Origin of the sequence: Staphylococcus nepalensis (assembly GCF_002442935.1) — a bacterium.
GTDB lineage: Bacteria > Bacillota > Bacilli > Staphylococcales > Staphylococcaceae > Staphylococcus > Staphylococcus nepalensis.
Genome location: NZ_CP017466.1, coordinates 1,864,404 through 1,882,645 on the forward strand (window position 1 = coordinate 1,864,404; position 18,242 = coordinate 1,882,645).

Below are 18,242 nucleotides of genomic sequence, written 5' to 3' on the forward strand. Positions count from 1 at the left end.
TTAATCACCAAATATTTCTTGTTTTAAACGCTGCCCTGTTGGTGTGCCTGCTAAGCCGCCACGCCCAGTTTCACGTAATGCAGAAGGCATTGTTTGACCAATCTTATACATTGCTTCAATAACTTCATCCGTAGGTATTCTAGAAGTTACACCTGCTAACGCCATATCTGCTGATACAATAGCATTAGACGCGCCAGCAGCATTTCTTTTAACACATGGTACTTCTACTAAACCTGCTACTGGATCACATACTAAACCTAGCATATTTTTCAAACAAATTGCAAAAGCTTCAGAAGATTGTTGAGGTGTGCCACCTGCTAGTTCAACAGTTGCACCTGCTGCCATGGCAGCTGCAGAACCCACTTCCGCCTGACAACCTCCAGCTGCGCCTGAAATAGAAGCATTATTTGCAACTACAAATCCAAAGGCGCCAGAGCTAAGTAAGAAGTTCAACATATCTTTACGTGTAGGCTCAAGACGGGGTTTTAATCCAAATAAAACACCTGGAACCACACCTGCAGAACCAGCCGTTGGTGTAGCACAAATTTTACCCATTGCAGCATTGACTTCATTTGTTGCCACTGCCTTACTAACAGCATCTAATAATGTAGGCCCTGCTAAAGATTTTCCTGTTTTTAAGTATGCTTTAATTAATACCGCATCCCCACCAGTTAAACCAGTCGTGGATGTTACACCTTCTAATCCTTCATCTAAAGCATTTTCCATCGTTTGTAAGTTTTTATCCATATGTGCATATATTTCATCTTCTGATAATCCTGTAACTTCCATTTCTTGCTCTAGCATCACTTCATAGATTTTTTTATTTTCTGCCTCACATTTTTCAATAAGCTCTTTCACGCTTTTAAACATTGATATCCCTCCATTAAGCGTCGCCCATGAGTGAGACTGTCACTACACCATCGACGTTTTTAATTTTTTCTATTATTTCATCATTTATAGCATCGTCTAATTCACAAGTCATCAAGGCTTGGTCACCTTTTTCTTTTCTTGAAACTTGCATACTCCCCACATTGATACTCGAATCACCTAATATATTAGCTACGCGACCAATCGTGCCAAATGTATCTTTATGGAATACTAAAAGTGCTGGGTAATTGCCACTAATTGCAATACTAAATCCATTAATCGCGACAACTTCTATTTTGCCACCACCGATAGATACGCCTTCTACAGAAATTTCTTTATCTCCATCTCGCATATTAATCATAGCAGTATTGGGATGAGAACGTTCTTCTGTCATTTCAATAAAATTAACTTTCATTCCAATGTCCTCAGCAGTTTCTATGCTTTTTTGGATTCGATCGTCATCTGTATCATAACCTAATAGACCACCAACAAGAGCAACATCGGTACCGTGGCCTTTATATGTTTCCATAAATGAACCATAAAGGTATATATCAACTTGTTTTGGTGTTTCATTGAATAAGTCTCTAGCCACTAATCCAATCCTAACTGCACCCGCTGTATGTGACGATGATGGACCAACCATTGTCGGTCCAATGATATCGAAAACTGTTTTATATTTCATAAATTATACCCCGCCCTTATTTTTAATTGTTCTAAAGTGTTGCGCTTACATTTTATGGCATCTATATTATTATAACAAGTTAACTTAACATAATAAACTAATTCTGGTTGTGCTGCTTTTAATTTAATATTACCCAAAATGGCACACCATTTTGAACAAAAATTATATATAAGTAAAGTTTCAAAATCATTTATCTTTACTAGCGAATTTTTCAAATGAAATGCACCGATTTATTATACACTTTTTTCAACAAGATAGGTTAAATATGACAACAATGTATTGCAAAAAGAAAAATATACGCAACTAGATATGATTATCTAATTACGTATATGGATTAAAATGTTATTTTTATCGACTCACTTAAAGCTATTCAACTGAAAACAGATATTGGTAAACGGGTTGATTACCTTGATGTTGGTCTATTTCTATATCAGGATATGTCGCTTCAATCCACGATTCAACGCTTGAAGTGATATCAGCATGCGCATCTTCTCCAACAATCATAGTGATAATTTCACTTTCATCCGTTATCATTTCTGCTAATAAGTTTTTAACTGTTTCAATCTGATCCTCATTACTTGTAATAATTTTATCTTCGACCAAGCCCATAAATGCATCTTTTTTAATCTCAACGCCGTCCACTTTTGTGTCTCTTACAGCATATGTAACAGAGCCTGACGTGACTACTTCTAATGATTCAATCATTCGCTTTTTATTGTTTGTCAACGTATCTGCTACATCAAAGTTAAATAGTGCAACAATACCTTGAGGTATCGATTTGGTTGGAATCACAACTGCTTCTGCTTCAACTATCGTCGCAGCTTGTTCACTTGCCATCATAATATTTTTATTATTTGGCAAGATAATTGCACGTTTACACTGAGATTGCTCAATTACTTTGACAATGTCTTCTGTAGATGGATTCATTGTCTGTCCGCCACTGATGATATGCGTAGCGCCCATCGATTTAAACAACTCTGATATACCTTCACCCATAGAAATAGCGATAACTGCAGTATCTACTGTTGTCATATCTTGATTTGAATCAACATTTTGTCCTTTTTGTTCTTTTTTAACAACTTCTCGGTGTTGTTCGCGCATATTTTCAACTTTTAATTTAATTAATTCACCATATTGTTGTCCGTAATTAAACACATCTCCAGGTTTTTCAGTATGTACGTGAACTTTTACAATTTCATCATCATTAATCACTAATAATGAATCACCGTATTGACTCATATCTTCTCTAAAAGTATTTTCATCAAAGAATTTTTTATTTTTACCAAAACGGACCATCATTTCTGTACAATATCCATAAATAATATCTTCCGTATTGATAACGCCATGGAAATCATGCGCTTCGTTCACTAAAGTATCTGTATCTAATTTTTGTGTTTCTGCACTTATTGTTTCTCCTTTTAAAGCTTTAAGAAAGCCTTCATATACTACTACTAACCCTTTACCACCACTATCTACTACACCAACTTCTTTTAATACTGGTAATAAATTAGGCGTATTTTCTAGAGAAATTTTAGCTTGCTCTATAATATAAGTCACTAATTCAATACAATCTTCTGTTTCTGGGGCTTTTTCTAGACCTGCATCTGCTGCATCTCTAGCCACTGTTAAGATTGTACCTTCTACTGGTTTCATAATTGCTTTATATGCTGTTTCAACGCCAGCCTTAAAACTGTCTGCTAGTTGTTGTGTATTAATTTCATTATACTCTTCTAAATTTTTACTGAATCCTCTAAATAACTGCGATAAAATAACACCAGAATTGCCTCTCGCTCCCATTAACAGACCTTTGGAGAATGTTTTGCCTAGTTCACCTATATGTTGTGACAAATTCTCTTCTACTGCTTCTCTACCAGATGTCATTGTTAAATTCATATTTGTCCCTGTATCTCCATCTGGTACTGGATATACATTTAATGAATCTACTAAATCTGCATGATTAGATAAATTTTGTGCCCCTTGAATTATCATTTCGGCAAATAATTTACCATTTATTTTGCTAACCATTACGTTATGTCCTCCTAGTTTTTCGTGCCATTATCCACTCGCACACCTTGTATAAATATATTAATTGAATTTATTTTTACTTTTAATGTTTGTTCTAATGTATATTTCACTGTTGACTGAACATTGCTTGCTACTTCTGATATTTTAGTACCATAACTGACAATAATATACATATCAACATCTAACACGCCATTTTCTTCTCTGACAACAATGCCTTTTGCATAATTTTCATAGCCTAATATTTCAGCAATGCCATCTCTCACTTGTTGTCTAGAAGCCATACCAACAATGCCATAACATTCTACTGCTTTACTACCAACCACTGAAGCTATTACTTCGTTCGAAATATCAATACTACCATAATCATTTGTGATTTCTAATGTCATTTTATTGGGCCTCCTAGTTTATGGTTCTTATTTTAGCTTTGATACTTATCGTTTTTAAATTTAAAAAACACAATATTTATCCACAGTTTAGAATTATACCATAAAATGAGTGTAACAAAAGCATAAGCATTGTAAAGAAATTTTTTTCATTTTATTGCCATATCCTTTTATATGTGGTACATTATTCAGGTATGTAGTAGATACGTGTATTTATATTTATTAAAGGAGGTACTTTCATGGGCAAACAATGTTTCGTAACAGGTCGTAAAGCTTCAACTGGAAACAATCGTTCACACGCTTTAAATTCTTCGAAAAGAAGATGGAATGCTAACCTTCAAAAAGTTAGAATTCTTGTAGACGGAAAACCTAAAAAAGTTTGGGTTTCTGCACGTGCTTTAAAATCTGGTAAAGTAACTAGAGTTTAATAAATATAATGCACGAAAAAGACCAATCCTTATGTGGAGGATTGGTCTTTTTTTATTTCTTTAAAATGACTTTTTTCATATTAATCTTTACTTTTTATCATTAGCACACTACCCTTAGTAATTGATACAATCCCTTGTGCCTTAATCAGCTCATTAGATATGGTTAAGGTTGATCCTAATTGTAGGGACGCATGCTTCAATTCATATTTAAAGTTGGTTAATGAAATCATTGTAGGATACATTATAGGTATAAATGATATATACGGGTAATTAATATCTCGTTCAATATGATGCTCACCTGTAGATAAATATGAAATTTCATTTTGGTGATCGATTATTTTAATGGTAATTTGTTGTTGTGCATAGGCTGGTTTTTCTAGTATTTGTAAAGCGCCCATAAAATGATCTAAACGGCCGCCTGTTGCACCATATATATCAATCTCATTATAACCACAATCAATTGCTTGGCCGATACCTAGCGCTAAATCAGTATCGTCTTTTTCAGAAGCGTAAGGATTAATCGTGAGCTTATCTGATAAATAAGCTTTTTCCTCTTTCGTGATTGAATCAAAATCGCCAACTGCAAATGTTGGTATAATACCTGATTCGATTAAATTTAATGCACCTCGGTCAATACCTATCCAATCTTCGTCTTCTTTTTTTTGTAAAATATTTTTGGGCAAATTTCGTTTACCACATAATAAATTGACTTTCATCGATTTCAACCTTTCAATATCTGAGTCGCTGATTGATAATCATCTTGTTTGAAGAAATAGGAACCTGCAACCAGCATTGTTGCGCCATGTTCTATTACAGATTTAACGGTTTCATCATTAATACCACCGTCTACTTCGACCTCAAATGTTAAATCAAGTTCTTTTTTGATGTTCGAAAGTTGATCAAGTTTGTCTAAGCTTTCTTGAATAAACGATTGTCCTCCAAAACCAGGGTTAACTGTCATTACGAGTACATAATCTACCATTTTCAACACAGGCGCAATGGACTCTACGGGCGTACCTGGATTAATCACTACGCCCGCTTGCACATTTGCATTTTTTATTTGTTGAATTACTCTATGAATATGCGGTGTCGCTTCAACATGTACAGAAATCATATCTGCGCCCTGCTCTGCAAAAAGTTCTACATATTTTTCTGGTTCTTCTATCATTAAATGTACATCTATTGGCAAACGCGTACCTTTTCTTACAGCTTCTAATATAGGTAAACCAATTGAAATATTTGGAACAAATTGTCCATCCATCACGTCAAAGTGCACGCCATCCACGCCCGCTTTTTCTAAAGCTTTTAATTCTTCTTGTAGCTGTAAAAAATTTGCTGATAATAATGAAGGATATAATTTTGCCACTTAATATCTTTCCTTTCTATTTGAAATTTCATTGAAAATTTGTAAATAATGTTCATATCTAAACTGCGCTATATTACCATTTTCTAATTCATGCTTCACATTACATTTGGGTTCATTGATATGATTACAATCTCTAAATTTACATTGTTCACCATATGTATTGATTTCCATAAAATAATGTTTTACTTCTTCTTTTTGAATATGATTAAAATCTAATGCACTAAATCCTGGCGTATCGGCTATATAGCCATTGTTTCGTTCAAATAATTCTACATGTCTTGTCGTGTGTTTACCTCTATTTAAAGCTTTAGATATATGTTGTGTTTCGATATTCAAATTTGGGAAGTATTTGTTTAATAATGTTGATTTCCCAACGCCTGATTGACCGCTTAATACAGCAAGACCGTCGCCCCATTGTGTAAAAACTTGATTAATATCCTCATCAATGCTAATAAATTGTGTTTTGTATCCCATATCTTCATATACTTTTAATAATTCTAAAATATTATCTTCCATTTTAGCTGATGTGATATCTCGCTTCGTTACTAAAATACGTGGTCTCATATGATAAGAATGAGCAATAACTAAAAACCTATCTAATAACTGAGTCGAAAAATCAGGCTCTACTGCACTCACCACTAATATGAGATGGTCTACATTACTGACTGGTGGTCTTTTCAATTCATTCTTTCGTTCATGAATATGTTGGATATAACCTTCTGTTATATTTTCAACATCGAAATCTACTACATCACCAACAATAGGAGAGATTTTATTTTTTCTAAATAAACCACGTGGTTTGGTATCGTACATTTCTCCACTGACGTCTACGCGGTAAACGCCACTTAACGATTTTATGATGCGTCCTGTTTTCACTTAGGCACCCCTTCTTTTTTAAGCTTTACTTTTTATATTATATCAAAGGCCTTTTAATTTAAATACGATTTAAGACTAATTCAGTTAAAAATTAAAATTTCAAATAAATAACAAAGCACTATTTCTACACAGTATCAGTAGAAATAGTGCTCTGTTTTTGTTGGTTAATATGCTAAATCTTTTTGCTCACATGTTTCAATTCACTAAAAATCGTAAGGGATATCTTTATCTGCAACGACTTTACCATCCACACGGATCGTATAACCCGCCGTTTCACCTTCTTCGATTGTCATAGGAATAGTGACTGTCTTGTCATCTTTTATTTTGAAACTTTGCGCAGCTGACGTCCCTTCATCATCTTTATCACGTACATATACCTTTACTTCTTGACTCTCATCATCATCACCAGTATATGACACTTGGTATGTTTCTGTATATTCCTTGGTTTCTTTTTTCTCATCCTTATCAGAATCTGATGAGTCATCATCTTCTTTTTTCTCTGAATCTTTGTCCTCTTTTTTCTCTTTGGATTCAGGCTTGCCTGTAGAAACTACAAATTCTATAGTAGATCCTTCGTCAACTTCTTTATCTTTCGGTGATTGGCTAATTACGCTATCCTTATCGACCGATTTGTCTGAACGTTTTTCTACAGTCACTACTTTAAACCCTTTTGATTCTAATTCAGATTTAGCAGTTTTAAATGATTTGTCCTCATAGTCATCTACATATATCTGTTTTATACCTAGTGATTCTGTCAATTTAATATTGCTATTACTGATTTTCACTCTTTCGCCTGGTGAGATATTTTGTGTTTCAATTAAACCTTTTGACACATTTTGTTTGGTATAAGATTGATCGACTTGTGCGTCATCGATTCCTAAATCTTTTAATTTATCTAACGCTTCTGATTTAGGTAATCCATATAAATTAGGCATTTCTGCTGTTTTAGGGCCTTTAGATAAAACAATATCAACTTTGCTGTTTTGTTCTAAACGTTCACCTTTACCTGGCGTTGTTTTAATAATTTTATTTTCAGGATATTTATCACTATATTCACGTGACGTTTTACCTAAATCTAATTTATTTTCTTTTAGAATGCCTTCTGCTTCTTTTTCAGTTTTGCCTATCAAATTGGGAGTTTCTAAATATTTATTACCAAACATGCCCATAGCCATAAATCCAAAAAGCCCAAATAAAAGTAACACAATGATCAAACCATAGAAAAACTTTTTCTTTTTAGACCTCTTTTTAGGAGGTACTGCATATAATTGCTCTTCATTCGTTTGAAAATATTGTTGGTTAACAATTGGAATTTGCATTGTTTGGTGCATATTTTTCGATTTATCTTCTTCGCGTGATTGGTTGGCAATTTCTGCTTTATTAATAGGCACAGTTTTAGTATCCGCATCCACAGAATAGTATCTTGCTTCATTCATGCGTTCTTGTGATAACACCGTTGATAAATCTTCTAGCATTTCTTTAACAGATTGATAACGTTCTGCTTTATTTTTTTCTGTAGCTTTAAGTACGACATTACTTAACGATTGTGGTACTTCTGGTCGTTTATCTGTAACGTTAGGCATAGGATCTTGAATATGCTTTATGGCAATACTTACAGCCGTCTCACCAGAGAATGGGGGATGACCTACAAGCATTTCATATAAGACAACACCTATGGAATAGATATCAGTGCCATTATCTGTAGAGTCACCACGAGCTTGTTCTGGAGAAAGATATTGAACAGTACCTAAAACATGGTTAGTTTGCGTCATTGTTGTTTCACTCAAAGCTTTTGCAATACCGAAGTCTAATATTTTTAACGTTTGATCACTATTTATCAATATGTTTTGAGGTTTTATATCACGATGTACAATCTTTGTATCATGCGCATGTTTTATTCCCTCTATAATTTGTTCCGTAAAATTGATAACAGTTTGGATATCTAAAGGACGATGTTGTTGAATATATTCAGACAAAGTGGGGCCTTCTATACATTCCATGACTAAGAAGAAATATTCATCATTTTCAGTAACATCAAAAACGTTCACTATATTTTTATGTGAAAGTTGTGTTAAATTATGAACTTCACGCTCAAAACGTTTAATCGTTTCTTCTTTCTCACCAGAAGGTATTCTAATCGCTTTAATTGCTACCTTTCGATTCAAAATGGTGTCATCAGCTAAATACACTATACTCATGCCACCGCCGCCAAGTTTTTTAATCACTTTATAACGTTCACTTATTAGTTTTCCAATCATACCTTATCTCCTTCGATTTCTGCTAAAACAATGCTCACATTATCATTTGTATCTTGAGACAATGCCAATTCAATAAGATTTTGACCATGTGTTTCTAAATCTGTTTCTTGCATTAATGCTTCTTGTATCATGTGGTTTCTTACAAAATCTGTCAGTCCATCTGAATTCAGAAGTAGAAAATCATAAAAATTCGTTTTTTTAACAAAAATATCTGGTGTAACAACTTTATCCGTTCCCATCACTTTTGTAATAATATTTCTTTGAGGATGGTTAAATGCTTCTTCAGCACTAATTTGACCTAACATAACTAAATGATTGACGAAAGAATGATCATTTGTAACTTGTTCAATCTCTCTGCTATTTACTAAATAGCCTCTTGAATCGCCTATATTAGCTACAACAACATATTCATCAAATACAAGTGCACACACACAAGTCGTCCCCATACCTTGATATTCAACATTTTCCGTTGACATTTCGTACAGTTCGCGGTTAATAGCTTTTAATGTAGTTCTTAGCCAGTCTTCAGCTTGTTTAGGTTCAATTAAATTTTCCTCTTCAAAACGACGTTGCAATTCGTTCGTCACAAATTGACTAGCTACTTCTCCTGCTAAATGGCCACCCATACCATCACAGAGTACAAGTAATTGTTGTTCTGTTTGGTTATAGAACACACCACCTGCATCTTCGTTCTTATCACGATATTGACCTGTGTTAGTAAAAAATTGTGCTTTTAGCATACTATTACCTCGTTTCTACTTTTCGTTCCTTAGCTCTTAATTGACCGCATGCTGCATCAATGTCAGCACCTTGTTCTCTTCTTATTGTGGCGTTGATGCCTAATCGATTTAATTCTTTTTCAAATTTAAAAATATCTTCTTTTGGTGTCTTAACGTAATTTCTTTCTGGTACATGGTTTACAGGGATTAAATTGACATGACAGTTTAGTTTTTGAATCAAGTGTGCTAACTCTCTTGCATGCTCAACTTGATCATTGACGCCTCCAAATAATCCATATTCAAATGTAATACGTCTATTCGTTTTTTCCTGATAATAAGTAATAGCTTCCATTAATTTTTCAACATTATAAGCTCTATTTATAGGCATTAATCTAGAACGAATTTCATCGTTTGCACCATGTAAGCTGACTGCAAAATTAATCTGGATATCCTCATCAGCAAAATCATAAATTCTTGGTATGATACCAGAAGTTGACACTGTGATATGGCGTGCACCAATATTTAAACCGTTATCATTATTTACGATTTTTAAGAAATCCATCATTTCATCATAATTTTCAAATGGCTCTCCAATCCCCATAATAACGATTTGTGATACACGTTCCCCAGTTTCGTCTAATGCTTTCTGAACGGTGAGTACTTGAGATACGATTTCTCCAGCTTCTAAATTACGCTTTAAACCACCTAATGTAGAAGCACAAAATGTACAACCAATACGACAGCCAACCTGAGTCGTGACACATACAGAGTTACCGTACTCATGTCTCATTAGTACGGTTTCAATAGTATAACCGTCTTGTAATTCAAATAAAAATTTGATTGTTCCGTCTCGACTCTCTTGCTTAACTACTGTTGTCATAGCTGTCATTGCAAAGTTATCTGCCAATAATACTCTTAACGCTTTAGATAAGTTTGTCATTTCATCAATGCTATTCACTCGTTTTTCATATAACCATTCAAAAATTTGCTTAGCTCTAAATTTTTGTTGGCCGTGCACTTTTAACCAATTTTCCATTTCATCATATCTAAGTGAATAAATTGATTGCTTTTCGAAATCAGGAAGGAATTTATTTTTCTTCTTCTTTTCTGTAGTAATCATCGTCTATTGTTCCTTTCTTTTTATCCTAGTAATAAAAAAGCCATCAGAGTTAAAGTGCTGCGGCAGTACTTGTAAAGTTTTTACCTTTTCTCCACTGATTGGATGTTCAAATAGGTCAAATTCAAAATCTTTATTTTCTTTTAAAAATGTATAAATAACATTTTCATTTTCTAACTGTTCAATGGTACACGTAGAATAAACTAATGTGCCCCCTGGGCGTAAACTTTCTTTAACATTATTCAATATCTCTAATTGCATATTTACTAATGATTGAATACTTTGCTGACTCTGTTCATATTTTATTTCTGGCTTGTGTCTCAATACACCTAAGCCACTACATGGTGCATCCACTAAAATCTTATCATACACTTTATCATATTTTTGGGTTGCATCGTGATCAAAAGCAGAAATGTTAGATAATCGTAATTTTCGAATATTAAAATCAATTAAATCTATTTTGTGCTCATGAATATCAGTAGCGTCTACGTGTCCACTCCCATGAAGTGTTTCTGCTATATGGCAAGCTTTTCCACCTGGTGCACTACAAGCATCTAATACTAAATCTCCTTCTTGAAGATTCATGATTTCTGCTACAAACATAGAACTTTTATCTTGAATAGATACTAAGCCATCTTTAAACATTCGAGACTCAATAATCGGTTTCCCACTAATATGTAAACAAACCGTAATATCTTCGTCTTGCGTCACCGTATAACCATCATTTTCTAAACGCTGTATTGCTTCTTCAACTGTAATTCTAGTTAAGTTCACTCTAACTGTAGTAGTAACTTTAGTTAAAAACGATTGAGCAATTGCTTCTGTTTTATCAATACCGAAGTGTGTCGTCCAATGGTCAACGAGCCATTTAGGCAAACTATATTGAACGGCAATGCGTTTCTTTTCATCTTTAATTTCACTAAAATCAGGTAACTCACTGCGCATTAAATTCCTTAAAATGCCATTCACTACATTCCCGTTATGTGGACCACCTTTAAACTTTGCAATGTTAACAGCTTCATTGATAATCGCATGCTGAGGTACTTTATCTAAATAAACATATTGATAAATACTCATCCACAATAGCTGTCTAACCCATCCTTTAAGTTTTGTCCGTAGAAATGGTTTCAACAGATAATCAAGTGTATATTTTCTTTTTAAAGTACCATATACAAGCTCGGTAAATAAATTTTTATCTGCTCTGTTTAATTCATTATTTGATAATACTTCATTGATAATAATATTACTATACGCTTTATCATCGATAATATCTTGTAGTGTTTCAAAAGCTAATAATCTAACATTTGTTTCAATTGTCATGACAATACCTTCCCAACGAGCGTGCCTTGCACACCACTTAAATAATTAGCTGTAAGCATTCTTTTTTTACCTGCAACTTGAATATCCGTTAATGCGATTGCATCATTTGAACCAGTAGCAACGATGATAGCCTTCTTAGTCGTTTCTATAATTGTGCCAGGTTCACCATTTTTATCTTTTTCAATGCGAGAAGCATATATTTTTAAATTTTCACCATCCATGATTGTATGTGCAACTGGCCATGGCGATAAGCCTCTAATTTGATTGTAAATTGCTTCTGCAGACATTGACCAATCAATTTTTTCATCTTCACGACGTATATTGGAAGCAAATGTCGCTTCATCATCATTTTGGGCAATACTATCATTTGTGCCATTAATGATGGAAGGTAGTGTTTCTTTTAATAAATCCGCACCTAAAAAACTAAGTTTATCATGCATAGAGCCAACGTCATCTTGCACTTCAATATCAATTGCTTGTTGGGAAATGATGTTCCCAGCATCTAATTTTTTAACCATATACATAATAGAAATACCAGTTTGTTTTTCACCATCAATGATAGCTTGGTGTATTGGCGCACCGCCTCTATATTTTGGTAATAGTGATGCATGAACGTTGATTGCACCTAATTTTGGTGATTGTAATAATGACTCTGGCAGTAATTGACCAAACGCTGCAGTAACGATTAAATCAGCATTTAATCCAATTAATTCTTCCAATTCTTGAGATTGTGATAATTTTTCTGGTTGATAAACCGGAATTGCATGTTCAACTGCCACTTGCTTTACGGGCGGCGGTGTCAATTTGCGTTTTCTACCAACTGGTCGATCTGGTTGTGTAACCACTGCTATCACATTATGTTCAGCGATTAGCATTTCTAATACTTTTGTTGAAAATTCTGGTGTTCCCATAAAAATAATTTTACTCATAATCGAAATACGCCTCCATTTCTACCTCATTCAAAATTTTATTGGCACGTGCTGTAAATAGCTTACCTTCAAAATGGTCAATCATGTGCAATATCATGCGCGCAATATCATCATATGCAGTCATTTCTACTTCATTTCCATTTTTGTCATTACTTTTTATTACAATCATTTCACTTCTTTTTACTTCACCAAACACGCCGGGTAAAGAAACAGAGCCTTCTAAGTCAGTTACTGTTTTATCCGATTCACTTATTATTCTAGGATTGATAAGTTGTAATAAACCGTCTGCTTCCATATCTATAATAGCTACTTTTTGAGAAATACCTATTTGAGGTGCACATATTGCAGATGCTTCTACTTCATACAGAGTATCTTCTAAATCAAGTAATAATTGTGCTAAACTTTCATCAAACAATGACACATCGGGTATCTTTTTTTGTAATATTGGGTTTTTTCCCGAAACAAGTTGCTTTATTGTCATTTAATTAACTCCTCATAAAAATTCATCACATCATTATAACTTATTTTAGTTGAATTTGCATCAAGCTTCGTTAAAATAACAGTTGCGTTAAAAACATATTTTTATAAAATGAGTTCGTTGCGCTGGCCCTCAAGGATGACTAGAAAAAATAATATAAATGATATGGGACTTGCACAAGAACTAATAAGGCTAAGTGAATTACATGAGTAAACTCATGTATAAAACCCTGGGACTTAAATATCCATCCTCAAAATAAAGGACTCATCTGTATTAAAATGGAGGAGTCCTTTTTATATAAAAATCTCACGATTTTAACCGTGCATGCATACCTGGGCGTGGTTCGTGCCTGTAGTCTCTCACTCATACTATTCCCCAAGCGTGAGCACGTTGAAAATCTTTACAAAATATGTGTTTTAGCACAAAAAAATAAGGCCCTTTCGTATAATTTAATAAACACTACTAAACTAAATTAACGAGGTGCCTTATGTATAAAGATTATAATATGCCTCAACTTACACTACCAATGGCATTTTTCATAAACGATAGCATTGAAATCATGTGGCTTTCGCAAAATCTGCCTCTTTCTTATAAAACGATTAATCGTTTTCGAATTCAGAGCTGAGACGTTATTTACGTTTCATTCTCTTTTTAACACTATAAAAATAACCGTAGGCGTTTTACACAAAACAAGCCCTCGGTTAATTAAATGGATCATAGTGATAATTTATTAATTTGTATGCCAAACTCGTCATAGTTAAATGGATCCAACCAATTTTCAAATTTCATTCTATACTCGGACCATTCACTCGCTAACATGGAAAGCCAACACGTATCCCTACTTCGCTTTTTATAAATAGTATGGTTTCTAAATATCCCTTCATATTTAAAGCCAAGCCGTTTTGCCGCTTTAATAGAAGCTTCATTCAGCGCATCACATTTCCATTCGTATCTTCTATAACCTAAAGTGCCAAAAATATAATTTGCTAACAAATAATGTACTTCTGTCGCAACGCACGTTTGCTTCATTTTATTAGCATAATGTATATGGCCAACTTCAATAGAAGCATTTTTCTCGTTAATTCTAAGTAGAGATAACATACCAACTACATCTTGGTCACTACGATTAATGATAGCAAAAAAATACGGATCTTTCATTTGTATTTTAGCATGAATATAAGATTCAAAAGCCTCATAGTTTTGGGGTTGTTCATCAGGTAAATAGGTCCAATTAGGTGCATCTTCGTTTGCCTTAAAGTGATGATATAACCGTTTAATATGGTGTGAAGATAACTTTTCTAATCTACAATATTTCCCTTCTAATACATCAATTGTTGGTGCTTTTGGTAATTCAAACTCTTTTAAATCTTCTCCAATAGGTTGATTAAATTCATTAACTCTCATTTTTGTACACCCCACTAAGCATATTTAAATTATTAAAAGTATAACATTTATGAGGAGCAGTAGGATTATAAAATATTAAAGGCAATCGCGATTACTAAAATGAAATATTTTAAGCTAATAAACATAAAAAGTTATAATAACTTCAAAGTCATAAAGGGCGCCGCTTATAATACATCTGACTACCGCTATAAACTCATATTAAAAAGGTTTTATTACGTTCATTATTCTATATTAGACAAAATCGATTTCAATAAACCAGGAAATTGTTGTTCTAATTCTTTAGATTGAAGCTGACTTAATCGCTTTGTTCCTTTTATAAATAAGTGGTATACAGACTGATGCATTACACATTGAAGCTGAGACATTATATTTTGGCCTCAACTCCTTTCTGATTCAACTATTTATCATGATACGTTAATAAGTTACATCTTACTTATTAACAGCATTAGCTATTTCACTATGCATTAAACATTTCATTCTCTTTTAAATCCAAAACAATACCCTAATTTCTTGATATATTTACGATTTTTCACCCATTAAAATGCTTTGCTATTGTATATAAAACATCAATACCATTAAAAATATCTTGTTCGACAATATCAAATTGAGGGTGGTGGTGGTTGAATTGATGATCTGAACCTACATTTAAATAAAGTCCTTCGTTTCCTAGCTCTTGCACTCTTTCAATAAAATAAGTTGCATCTTCGCTGCCGGAAGGGGTGGTTTCATCTTTAGTAATATTCAACTCACTCATTACATTTGAAATTAATTGATATACCGTTTCTTTTAATTTTTTTGAAGGTAGAATACTTGGCGCTTCCCCCACTTTATTTTGAACGATGTTAACGTTAAACATATTTTCAATACCTTTAATGATATCGGTCACACGGTCGTTCATAAATTGGTTAACTTCGTTATTCATACCTCTTACTTCAATTTCAAGTTTCACTTCATCCGCAATAATATTTCTACTCGAACCCCCATTAATTTTACCCACATTAATTCGAGAGTCACCTTTTTCATGTCTTTGAATCGCATATAATTGTTGAATAAGTGTTGCTGCTGCCAATATCGAATTGCTACCATCTTGTGGGTTAGCACCTGCATGACTTGATTCACCATATATAAATAAATCATATTTCGTCGAAGCCATAAATCCTTCTATCGATGTAATAATCTCATTGGATTTTCCATTTAGACCAATGTGCGTCGCAAAGAAGTGATCAACATCATCTACAACGCCTTTTTTTACCATAGAAAGGGCCCCACGCACACCTTCTTCAGCAGGTTGAAATATAAGTTTAATACGGCCCTTGTTTAAATGATTCAAATTTATTAATTGCGCTAAACCAATACCCATGGTCATATGAGCATCATGGCCACAAGCATGCATAAACCCTTCATGCTTTGAAATAAAATTTGCTTTATATGGCTGATGATGATTAGAATCACTTTCTTTAATGGGGAGAGCATCGATATCAAACCGGAATGCCAGCGTTGGTCCTGGTTCTTCAAATTCTTTTGTCGCAACAATACCAGTTAAACCATCTTTAAATTTTTCAATTGTAAAATGATTTTGTTCTAAAAACGCAATGTGTTCATTCAATACGGTGTCATTTGGTCTTCCCATCATATATTGAGTATCCATCACTGCTTCACCTATCTCCAAATCAAAATTTAATGATTTTAATATATGATATAATTCATTTGCTGTATTGATTTCCAAAAAACCTGGTTCAGGCAAAGCGTGTAATTTCCTTCTTAATTGACTTAAATATAATCTTTGATGATCGTCTAATAACATTCAATCACTCCTTTATTTCAATTCTCTTGTAACGCCGGGCCCTACTGGTAAACCAGTTATATAGAAAAACGCGACTAAAACAATCCATGTGGTTAAAAATGATACAGTGTAAGGTATCATTAATGATATTAATGTACCAACACCTGCTTTTTTATCATATTTATTTAAAAACGATAATATGACAACAAAATAAGGATTTAGTGGTGTGACAGTCGCAATAGAAGAATCAGCCACTCTATACGCTACTTGCGTGAAACCGGGATGTATACCAAGCTGCATAAACATCGGAACAAAAACTGGCGCTTCTAATGCCCACTTTGCTGAGCCAGAAGTGATTAAAAAACCAAGAAAAGCAGTAAATATAATATACATAATAATTAATGGAAATCCCGTTAAATTAATACTTTTTAGAAACTCTGCACCATTAACAGCAATCCAAGTAGCCATATTAGACCATTGGAAAAAGCTAATAAATTGAGCTGCAGCAAATGCTAAAACAATATAACCCGATAAGTCTCGAACAGCATCTGTCATATATTTACCAATATCATGTGTAGTATTAATTTTTCTATCAACAATACCAAAGGTAATACCTAATATTAAAAACAGGACTAAAATAATGGGGACGATACCATCTATAAATGGCGAATTTATGATTGAACCATCGTCGCCCCGAAGCGGGCTGTTGGGTATAAATAATGTAATAATGATTGCTAATATATAAATTGAAGCAGCAATCAATGCACTAATCAACGCTTTTTTAGCAGTTGGAGATGATTCATCTACTTCCAAATCTTCGACTTTTTTATTATATTTACCTAACCGTGGTTCAATGATTTTAGTCGTTACCAACCCACCGACAACCGTGAGCGCAAACGTAGATACAATGTTAAAATACCAATTTGATACTGGTGAAACACTCATACTTGCGTCAATAATCGATGCCGCTTCTGTACTAATACCTGATAATAGCGCATCTGTTCCTACCACTAATAAATTTGCAGTAAAACCCGCTCCTGCTGCGCCAAATCCAGCTGCAAGCCCTGCAATTGGATGTCTACCAAGTTTATAAAATACAATTGCAGCTAATGGAGGGACTAAAATCATTGCTGCATCTGATGCAATATTTCCCATAATTCCAACAAATACGACAACATATGTCACTAATGAAGAAGGAGCTTTTGTAATTGTTTTCCTAATTACGTATTCTAATAGTCCTACCTTTTCTGCTAAGCCTACGCCTAACATCATAGCGATAACAATTCCTAAAGGTGCAAATCCAGTGAAGTTTGTTATTGTATTTTTCAACATGTATTGTAAACCATCGCCTGAAAATAAATTTTTAACTTCTAACGTTTTTTCACTACCTGGTGGTTTCACAGTTGCACCGAACATATTAAAAATAAAGGATAGTATAACTACTATGACTGCTAAATATATGAATAGAAAAAATGGATGCGGTAATTTATTTCCTAAATATTCTACTTTATTTAAAAATTTACTTTGCTTTTTCACTTTCTCTGCCATTCAAATTCCCCCTTTTTTGTCAGAATATTCTGAAATACATCACTATATTTCAATGATTA

Annotated in this window: 18 protein-coding genes; 1 reads left to right on the forward strand and 17 read right to left on the reverse strand. The window is 33.6% G+C overall.

Features of this window, described 5'->3' with window-relative positions; genetic code table 11:
* The 4 genes from sdaAA to BJG89_RS08800 form a co-directional block, all read right to left on the reverse strand.
* On the reverse strand, window positions 1–870 hold the full coding sequence (sdaAA, locus tag BJG89_RS08780) for an L-serine ammonia-lyase, iron-sulfur-dependent, subunit alpha (RefSeq protein ID WP_096810130.1): 870 nt from the start codon (window positions 868–870) through the stop codon (window positions 1–3).
* A 13-nt stretch (window positions 871–883) separates the two neighbouring features.
* A complete protein-coding gene (gene sdaAB, locus BJG89_RS08785; protein ID WP_096810131.1) occupies window positions 884–1,549 on the reverse strand; it encodes an L-serine ammonia-lyase, iron-sulfur-dependent subunit beta in 666 nt (221 codons plus the stop codon).
* Window positions 1,550–1,915: 366 nt separating this feature from the next.
* The gene (gene fakA, locus BJG89_RS08795; protein WP_096810139.1) at window positions 1,916–3,574 is read right to left on the reverse strand and encodes a fatty acid kinase catalytic subunit FakA; all 1,659 of its coding nucleotides are present in this window, start codon (window positions 3,572–3,574) and stop codon (window positions 1,916–1,918) included.
* A gap of 14 nt (window positions 3,575–3,588) precedes the next feature.
* Complete coding sequence (locus BJG89_RS08800; RefSeq protein ID WP_096810143.1) at window positions 3,589–3,960, reverse strand: Asp23/Gls24 family envelope stress response protein; 372 nt, start codon at window positions 3,958–3,960, stop codon at window positions 3,589–3,591.
* 236 nt (window positions 3,961–4,196) lie between these two features.
* Between BJG89_RS08800 and rpmB the strand changes: the two genes are divergently transcribed.
* Window positions 4,197–4,385, forward strand: a complete 189-nt coding sequence (rpmB, locus tag BJG89_RS08805) for a 50S ribosomal protein L28 (RefSeq protein ID WP_002483503.1) — start codon at window positions 4,197–4,199, stop codon at window positions 4,383–4,385.
* An 80-nt stretch (window positions 4,386–4,465) separates the two neighbouring features.
* Here the strand turns inward: rpmB and BJG89_RS08810 are convergent, their stop codons facing one another.
* The 13 genes from BJG89_RS08810 to BJG89_RS08865 form a co-directional block, all read right to left on the reverse strand.
* Window positions 4,466–5,101, reverse strand: a complete 636-nt coding sequence (locus tag BJG89_RS08810) for a thiamine diphosphokinase (RefSeq protein ID WP_096810149.1) — start codon at window positions 5,099–5,101, stop codon at window positions 4,466–4,468.
* A 5-nt stretch (window positions 5,102–5,106) separates the two neighbouring features.
* Window positions 5,107–5,751: a ribulose-phosphate 3-epimerase gene (gene rpe / locus BJG89_RS08815; protein ID WP_096810153.1), complete on the reverse strand. Its 645-nt coding sequence runs from the start codon at window positions 5,749–5,751 to the stop codon at window positions 5,107–5,109.
* A complete protein-coding gene (gene rsgA, locus BJG89_RS08820) occupies window positions 5,752–6,627 on the reverse strand; it encodes a ribosome small subunit-dependent GTPase A (protein ID WP_096810160.1) in 876 nt (291 codons plus the stop codon).
* A 203-nt stretch (window positions 6,628–6,830) separates the two neighbouring features.
* On the reverse strand, window positions 6,831–8,885 hold the full coding sequence (pknB, locus tag BJG89_RS08825) for a Stk1 family PASTA domain-containing Ser/Thr kinase (protein ID WP_096810165.1): 2,055 nt from the start codon (window positions 8,883–8,885) through the stop codon (window positions 6,831–6,833).
* Entirely contained in the window at window positions 8,882–9,625 is a 744-nt protein-coding gene (locus tag BJG89_RS08830; RefSeq protein ID WP_096810170.1) for a Stp1/IreP family PP2C-type Ser/Thr phosphatase, read from the reverse strand. The genes pknB and BJG89_RS08830 overlap by 4 nt, the downstream gene beginning before the upstream one ends.
* 4 nt (window positions 9,626–9,629) lie before the next feature.
* Complete coding sequence (rlmN, locus tag BJG89_RS08835; protein WP_096810176.1) at window positions 9,630–10,724, reverse strand: dual-specificity RNA methyltransferase RlmN; 1,095 nt, start codon at window positions 10,722–10,724, stop codon at window positions 9,630–9,632.
* A 3-nt stretch (window positions 10,725–10,727) separates the two neighbouring features.
* A complete protein-coding gene (gene rsmB, locus BJG89_RS08840; protein ID WP_229719049.1) occupies window positions 10,728–12,035 on the reverse strand; it encodes a 16S rRNA (cytosine(967)-C(5))-methyltransferase RsmB in 1,308 nt (435 codons plus the stop codon).
* Window positions 12,036–12,037: 2 nt separating this feature from the next.
* Entirely contained in the window at window positions 12,038–12,970 is a 933-nt protein-coding gene (gene fmt, locus BJG89_RS08845; protein ID WP_096810179.1) for a methionyl-tRNA formyltransferase, read from the reverse strand.
* Window positions 12,963–13,451, reverse strand: coding sequence for a peptide deformylase (locus BJG89_RS08850; protein ID WP_096810184.1), 489 nt, complete (start codon window positions 13,449–13,451; stop codon window positions 12,963–12,965). Before BJG89_RS08850 ends, fmt begins: the two co-directional genes overlap by 8 nt.
* A gap of 711 nt (window positions 13,452–14,162) precedes the next feature.
* On the reverse strand, window positions 14,163–14,852 hold the full coding sequence (locus BJG89_RS08855; protein WP_096810190.1) for a GNAT family N-acetyltransferase: 690 nt from the start codon (window positions 14,850–14,852) through the stop codon (window positions 14,163–14,165).
* Window positions 14,853–15,073: 221 nt separating this feature from the next.
* Window positions 15,074–15,217, reverse strand: coding sequence for a hypothetical protein (locus tag BJG89_RS14475; protein ID WP_157772548.1), 144 nt, complete (start codon window positions 15,215–15,217; stop codon window positions 15,074–15,076).
* 164 nt (window positions 15,218–15,381) lie between these two features.
* Window positions 15,382–16,656 carry an amidohydrolase gene (locus BJG89_RS08860; RefSeq protein ID WP_096810192.1) on the reverse strand — a complete coding sequence of 425 codons (1,275 nt, stop codon included), beginning with the start codon at window positions 16,654–16,656 and terminating at the stop codon, window positions 15,382–15,384.
* A gap of 12 nt (window positions 16,657–16,668) precedes the next feature.
* Window positions 16,669–18,183: an AbgT family transporter gene (locus tag BJG89_RS08865; RefSeq protein WP_096810193.1), complete on the reverse strand. Its 1,515-nt coding sequence runs from the start codon at window positions 18,181–18,183 to the stop codon at window positions 16,669–16,671.
* Window positions 18,184–18,242: the final 59 nt, after the last annotated feature.